The sequence below is a fragment of the Pseudomonas sp. P4_C3 genome (assembly GCF_056402075.1).
Map to the genome: position 1 here is coordinate 1 of NZ_JBFUIC010000259.1, position 5892 is coordinate 5892.

General features: G+C 60.8%; 4 protein-coding genes and 1 pseudogene. 4 read left to right on the top strand and 1 reads right to left on the bottom strand.

Features of this window, described 5'->3' with window-relative positions:
* Positions 1 to 75: 75 nt before the first annotated feature.
* Positions 76 to 198: pseudogene (locus AC1DVH_RS24965) on the top strand (putative sulfate exporter family transporter); the annotation flags it as partial.
* Positions 199 to 338: 140 nt separating this feature from the next.
* Here AC1DVH_RS24965 and AC1DVH_RS24970 read toward each other — a convergent pair.
* Positions 339 to 1373, bottom strand: coding sequence for an AraC family transcriptional regulator (locus AC1DVH_RS24970; RefSeq protein WP_477756064.1), 1035 nt, complete (start codon positions 1371 to 1373; stop codon positions 339 to 341).
* Between the two features lie 356 nt (positions 1374 to 1729).
* Here AC1DVH_RS24970 and AC1DVH_RS24975 point away from each other — a divergent pair, with 356 nt between their 5' ends.
* The 3 genes from AC1DVH_RS24975 to AC1DVH_RS24985 all read left to right on the top strand — a co-directional run bounded on the left by AC1DVH_RS24975 (position 1730) and on the right by AC1DVH_RS24985 (position 5824).
* Positions 1730 to 2296: an RBBP9/YdeN family alpha/beta hydrolase gene (locus AC1DVH_RS24975; RefSeq protein WP_477756065.1), complete on the top strand. Its 567-nt coding sequence runs from the start codon at positions 1730 to 1732 to the stop codon at positions 2294 to 2296.
* A gap of 124 nt (positions 2297 to 2420) precedes the next feature.
* Positions 2421 to 4424 carry a DUF1302 domain-containing protein gene (locus AC1DVH_RS24980; RefSeq protein WP_477756066.1) on the top strand — a complete coding sequence of 668 codons (2004 nt, stop codon included), beginning with the start codon at positions 2421 to 2423 and terminating at the stop codon, positions 4422 to 4424.
* 41 nt (positions 4425 to 4465) lie between these two features.
* Positions 4466 to 5824 (top strand): DUF1329 domain-containing protein, encoded by a 1359-nt coding sequence (locus tag AC1DVH_RS24985; protein ID WP_477756067.1) that lies wholly within the window; start codon positions 4466 to 4468, stop codon positions 5822 to 5824.
* The last annotated feature ends 68 nt before the right edge of the window (positions 5825 to 5892 follow it).

A 5892-nucleotide genomic window follows, 5' to 3' on the forward strand; every position in this document is an offset into this window, starting at 1 on the left:
CATGAGTGTTGAATGTGAAACCGCYATCGCGAGCAAGCTCGCTCCCACAGGGATAGTGTTCCAACTTCGCGCATTCTGGGTATGAAGACCTGGCTCAAGGAGCTGGCGGCGGTCGGGATCAAGCCGATTCTGCTGATGGTCGGGGAGACGGTGTTCCTGGTCGTGCTGGTGCTGTTGTTGCTGTGCTGGGGGCTCTGAACGCGTCACCCTCTATACGTTTTATGGCAGGACCACACGGCGTTGACTCCTCATGCCGTGGGGTTCTCGACCGGTGTCACAAACACCGGTCTTTCGCGGCGACTGTACCAGCAGTCGCCGTTTTTTTTTGCGCTGTCGATTCAGAGTTCTTTAGGGCCAGCGAGGGGTTTGGCGGTGGTTTGTTTTTGCGCCCGCCACGTCGCCGGCGGCATACCAAACTGGCTGATAAACCACCGCGTAAACGAACTCGCCATCGAGTAGCCGAGCATGTCGGCAATGCGACTCAGCGAGTAGTTGGGGTTGTCCAAATAACGCAGCACCAGGTCGCGGCGCACGTCGTTGATCACGTCGTTGAAGGCGCAGCCGTCGTCCTTGAGGCGGCGTTGCAGGGTGCGCACGTTCATGCCCTGGCTTTGGGCGACCTGTTCGATGGTGGCGCGCCCCATGGGCAGCAGCAGGTAGATGGCCTTGCGCACCTCGAACAGCATCGAGGCGCCTTCGTGGTTCTGCAGCGAATCGAGGTAGCTCTGGGCGTAGCGGGCCATGGCCGGGTCGGCGTTGGGGTTGGTCATGTCGAGGCTGACGTCCGGGCAGACGATGCCGTTGAACTCGCTGCCGAACTCCAGGTTGCAGCCGAACAGGCGGCGATGCAGGTGCAGGTTGTCCGGTGGCTGGTGCATGAAGTTGACGCTGTAGGGGTGCCAGTGTGAGCCGAGCAATGCCGAGCACAGCCGGAACATCACACCGATGGCCAGCTCTGTGGCCTGGCGGCTGGGCATCGGCGTTTCGGTGACCACCTCTTCGCGAATGATCACCATCTTGCCGGCCTCTTCAATGAAGATCGCCAGCGAGTCATTCATCAGGTGCCGGTAATCCACCACGACCTGCAAGGCATCGCGCAGGGTGCGCTGGTGGCTGAGCAGCAGGCTGACCACGCCGAAGTCCGAGAGCTGGCGCGATTCGGCCATGCTCAGGCCGAAGGTCTGGCAACCGCTGGCAGCGGCCGAGTCTTCCAGCAACCGCACGGCGGCATCGATCTGGATACGGTGTTCAGGGGCTTGCAGTTGGGCCCTGCTCAGGCCGACAGCGGCCAGCACGTCGCGCGGGTTGAAACCCAGGTACTGGGTGACCTCCAGGTAGTTGGTCAAGACAGCGGCGCGAACAAGCTTGGTCATGCGAAAGTCTTCCCTGGGCCTATGGCGATTGGCGTGAGCGTGGCGACTATATCCAGCGCATCAACAGTTGAACAGTTGTCATGTCGTTGATGGATTTCATGCTGTCCGGTCACCCATCCTCTACGCTGCAGGGAGCCATCAGCGCTCATCCGTTGATTACAGTGACCTTGCGCCAACCTGGGGGATTTTTCGACCAGTGGTCGCGCTGTCCTGCTGTCCGACAATTTGTCATCAAAAGAAAAGTGCCTGACGTCCAATGTAAAGCGCTTCGGGTGGGCGCTCTTTAATGTCGACACTACAAAAAGCCCCTGGCGAAAACAGCCAGTCGAGTTATCGAGAAAGCGAAGGTGTTGACCGTGGACAAACTGCAAACTGCCGCCACCATTCTGATCGTTCCGGGTCTGCGCGAGCACGTGGCCGAACATTGGCAAACATTGCTTGCAGCCAGGCTGGGCAAAGTGCGCAGTGTTGCGCCGCTGGAGACCGACAAACTCGATTGCATGGCCCGTGTGCGGGCGATTCAACACGAACTCGAACAGATCGACGGCCCCGTGATTCTGGTGGCCCACAGCGCCGGCGTGCTGATGGTCGCGCACTGGGCGGCGCACTACAGCCGACCGATCAAGGGCGCTTTGCTGGCCGCGCCACCGGACCTCGATGCGGTCTGGCCGGCAAACTATCCTTCTTCCGAAACCCTGCGTAGCCAGGGCTGGAATCCTCTACCACAAGGCCCGCTGCCATTTCGCAGCGTCGTGGCCGCAAGCACCAACGATCACCTTGCCAGCCTTCCTGCAGTCACCCGCATGGCAGAAGGCTGGGGCGCCGAATTGCTCGATCTGGGCGATGTCGGCCATCTCAATCCGGCCGCAGGATTTGGCCATTGGCCGCAGGCCGAAGCACTCATCCTGGAGCTGGACCGCTAGTACAAGGAGCTGGACTGGCAGTACGCCAACCGGCATTTGCCCTCATTCCTTAAACGCAAACCCATCGATGTTTGCGCGGGGGCGGCTGCGCTTAAAACAAATACAAAAAGGCGGAGACAACGCAATGCACAACAATAAGAGTCACGGCTTCACCGCTCCACGCTACACCTTGTTGGCCTCAGCCATTCTCGCGGCAACCCTACCGGTGGCCCATGCGGCCGAGATCGAGACGGGGAATCCGGACTGGAACGTACGCGTGGATAACACCATCAAGTACAACTACGGCGTGCGCACCGAAAGCGCCGACAAACGCATGTTGGCAACGCCGAACAACAACGACGGCGATTACAACTTCCGCAAGGCCGGCACCAACATCACCAACCGTATCGACCTGTTGACCGAAATGGACGTGGTCTACAAGAACGCCATGGGTTTTCGCGTCAGCGCCGCCAGCTGGTACGACAAGGCCTATGACAACACCGGCTCCAATTCCAACCCGTTCGTCAACGGCAACGATGCGCGTTCGGGCCTGATCGCCAACGACCCGCGCCTGGCTGGGGTGACCCATGACAACGTCGGCAACGGCAGCCCGCACCTGAGCAACTATGCCCAGCGCTACTACAGCGGTCCTTCGGGCGAAATCCTCGATGCCTTCGTGTTCTACAGCACCGAAGTGGGCGAGGAGTCGATGTTCAGCGTCAAGGCCGGTCAGCACAACGTGTTCTGGGGCGAGACCATTCTCAACCCGGTGCACTCGGTCAGCTACGGCCAGTCCGGCCTCGACCTGGCCAAGCTTGCCGCGTCGCCGGGTACCGAGGCCAAGGAACTGTTCGTTCCGCGTAACCAGTTGTCGATGACGTTCACCGTCAATCCGGAATTGACCGTGGGTGCCCAGTACTTCCTCGATTGGGACGCCGCGCGTCTGCCGGAAGCCGGTACTTATTACGGTGGTTCCGACCTGGTCGGTTTTGGTGCGCAATCGTTCCTGCTCGGCAACACCAACGCCGTGGTGCCTGGCAGTCCGCTGGGTTGTGGCCTGGCGCCGTGCAACGCGTTGACCAACGTGCGTCGCGGCCATGACCTGACACCGGGCAGCAGCGGCGACTGGGGCGTCATGGCCAAGTGGTCGCCGGCCTGGCTGGATGGCACCCTCGGCGTCTACTACCGCGAGACTTCGGAAATCTTGCCGCAAGCCTGGCTGGACGCCAGGGGCATTACCTCGGCCAACCCCAACGGCACTCGGCCGGCAGGGCAAGTGCCTGCGGTGATCAACACCCTCAATTCGCTGGACACCGCCACCTATCAGATGGCCTATGCCGACAACATCAAGATCGTCGGCCTGAGCCTGTCCAAGGACGTGGGCGGGATCAGTGTCGGTTCGGACCTGAACATCCGTCACAACATGCCGCTGGCCAGTATCCCGGCGATCGTCAGTACCCGCAGCCCGCTGGGTCTGGGGCAAGGGCTTGGTCTGCTGCCTGCACGTACCGACGCCACCGGTGTGGTCTACGACACCCCGAGCCGCGGCGACAGCATGAGCGCCACCGGTGACACCTTGCACTGGACGCTCAACGGTCTGATGACCCTGCCGAAAACGCCGGTGTTCGATCAGGCAACCGTGCTTGCCGAGCTGTACTACAGCAACCTGCTCAAGCTCGATAGCAAGAACGAAGCGCTCTACAAGGGCAAGGACAGCTATCGCGGCATCGACGCGCCGACCCGGGACAACTGGGGTCTGGCAGTCAACTTCACACCGACCTGGTACCAGGTATTCCCGGGTGTCGACCTCAACGCGCCGATGTCGGTCAACGTCGGTCTCGCCGGCGTGTCACCGGTCTCCGGTGGCGGTGCCAAGGACACCGGCAACTATGCCGTGGGCGTCGGTGCCGTTGTGTACAACAAATACTTCGTTGACCTGAAGTACGTGGACTCCTTCGGCAAAACCGAAAAATGCAACGTCAGCGGTGTGAGTACCGGCCCGAACGGTGGTGACGGCTCCACGCCTAACGCCTTTAGCGGCAACGAGAACTACGCCTGTTTCGCCGGTGGCTACTCGTCCTTCTCCGGAGGTGGTGCCACGACTGAGGACCGTGGCGCCGTGTACCTGACGATGAAAACAACATTCTGATTCACCACTGATTTGCTCAATGCAAGCAGGAGAATAACAAGATGAAATTTGTAAAAACCGTGTTGGCCGCTTCGCTGGCCATGGTCCTTGCCGCCCAGGCACAGGCCGCTGTTTCAACCCAGGAAGCTGCCAAGCTGGGCACCAGCCTGACCCTGGTGGGCGCTGAAAAAGCCGGGAACGCTGATGGTTCCATCCCTGCCTACAACGGTGGCCTGACCACGCCGCCGGCCAGCTTCAAAGCCGGTGACAGCATGCGCCCGGATCCGTTTGCCAGCGAGAAGCCGCTGCTGGTGATCGACGGCAAGAACGTCGATCAGTACAAGGGCCTGCTCAGCGCAACCACCGTTGAACTGGCCAAGCGCTTCCCGACTTTCCATGTCGACGTTTTCCCGACTCACCGTACCGTTTCGCTGCCACAAGCCATTCTGGATAACGGCGTGAAGAACGCCAGCGGCGCCAAGTCCCTGGAAGGTGGCCTGGCCATCGACAACGTCCTGCCAGGCATACCGTTCCCGATTCCGCAGTCGGGCAACGAAGCGATGTGGAACTTCCTGTTGCGCTACCAAGGCGTCAGCATCAGCTCCAAGTACGACTCCTGGAACGTCGACTCGGCCGGCGTGGCGAGCCTGGCGACCACCGGGCAAGCGAACATTTCCTACCCGATCTATGAAAACCTCTCGCAGCCGATCAGCAGCGCCGACGTGTACTACCAGATGAAGCTGGCATACACCGGCCCAGCGCGCCGCGCCGGTGAGGCGATCATGCTCAAGGACGCCGCCAACCCGTTGCAGCAACCGCGTCGCGCTTGGCAGTACTTGCCGGGGCAGCGTCGAGTGAAACTGGCGCCGAGCTTGGCCTACGACACGCCAAACCCTGGTACCGCCGGTGCGGGCACCTACGATGACGTGTTCGTGTTCAATGGTGCACTGGATCGCTACGACTGGAAACTGGTCGGCAAGCAGGAAATGATCGTGCCCTACAACACCTACAAGCTGACCTACGTGCAGGATCCTAAGTCGCTGACCACTGCCAATCACCTGTCACCGGACTTCGTACGCTGGGAAAAACACCGCGTGTGGGTCGTTGAGGGCAACCTCAAGGCCGGTGCCCGTCACATCTACGCCAAGCGCCGCTTCTACCTCGACGAAGACAGCTGGACCGCTTTGGCCTCGGATCAATATGACGCCCGTGGTCAGCTTTATCGTGGTTCCTTCGCCTTCTTGAGCCAGAGCTACGACAAGCAGGTTCCGGACTCCACGCCCTTCATGATCTACGACCTGGTCGGTGGTTCGTACAACATCAACGGTGTAGTCGGCCCTTACGGCGGCATCAAGTACATCGACCCGCTCTCCAAGGCGCAGTGGTCTTCGGAATCCCTGGCCGGCGCCGGTATTCGCTAAGCCAACCGCAACAACGCACCCGCACGGTCCGGTGCGTTGTTGTAGGAGCGAGCTTGCTCGCGATGGAC

Excerpts from the sequence above, each read along its gene's own strand:
- AC1DVH_RS24985 (WP_477756067.1), top strand. The coding sequence starts at position 4,466 with ATGAAATTTGTAAAAACCGTGTTGGCCGCTTCGCTGGCCATGGTCCTT.
- AC1DVH_RS24970 (WP_477756064.1), bottom strand. The coding sequence starts at position 1,373 with ATGACCAAGCTTGTTCGCGCCGCTGTCTTGACCAACTACCTGGAGGTC.
- AC1DVH_RS24980 (WP_477756066.1), top strand. The coding sequence starts at position 2,421 with ATGCACAACAATAAGAGTCACGGCTTCACCGCTCCACGCTACACCTTG.